Source organism: Labrenzia sp. ATLA3 (assembly GCF_057180185.1).
Genome location: NZ_JBXUKV010000022.1, coordinates 1 through 530, shown reverse-complemented (window position 1 = coordinate 530; position 530 = coordinate 1). Strand labels below are relative to the sequence as shown.

The window sequence follows — 530 nt, the reverse complement described above, 5'->3', positions numbered from 1 at the left end:
AAGCCGCACGTTAACATTGGCACGATTGGCCACGTTGACCACGGCAAGACGACGCTGACCGCAGCAATCACCATGACGCTGGCTGAAACCGGCGGTGCGACTGCAAAAGCTTACGACGAAATCGACGGCGCGCCTGAAGAAAAGGCTCGCGGCATCACCATCTCCACGGCACACGTTGAGTATGAGACGGAAAACCGTCACTACGCTCACGTCGACTGCCCTGGTCACGCCGACTACGTCAAGAACATGATCACCGGTGCTGCGCAGATGGACGGCGCGATCCTGGTGTGTTCTGCCGCTGATGGCCCGATGCCGCAGACCCGCGAACACATCCTCCTGGCTCGCCAGGTTGGTGTTCCGGCTCTGGTCGTGTTCATGAACAAGGTTGACCAGGTCGACGACGAAGAGCTTCTCGAGCTCGTCGAAATGGAAATCCGTGAACTGCTGTCTTCCTACGAATTCCCGGGCGACGACATTCCGATCGTCAAGGGTTCTGCGCTGGCAGCCGTTGAGAACCGCGATCCGGCCAT

The 530-nt window shown here is 59.1% G+C and carries 1 protein-coding gene; it reads left to right on the top strand.

The window, feature by feature from the left end; translation table 11 throughout:
- A partial coding sequence (locus AC2A6O_RS29040; protein WP_498932183.1) for a GTP-binding protein occupies nt 1-530 on the top strand: 530 nt, incomplete at both ends.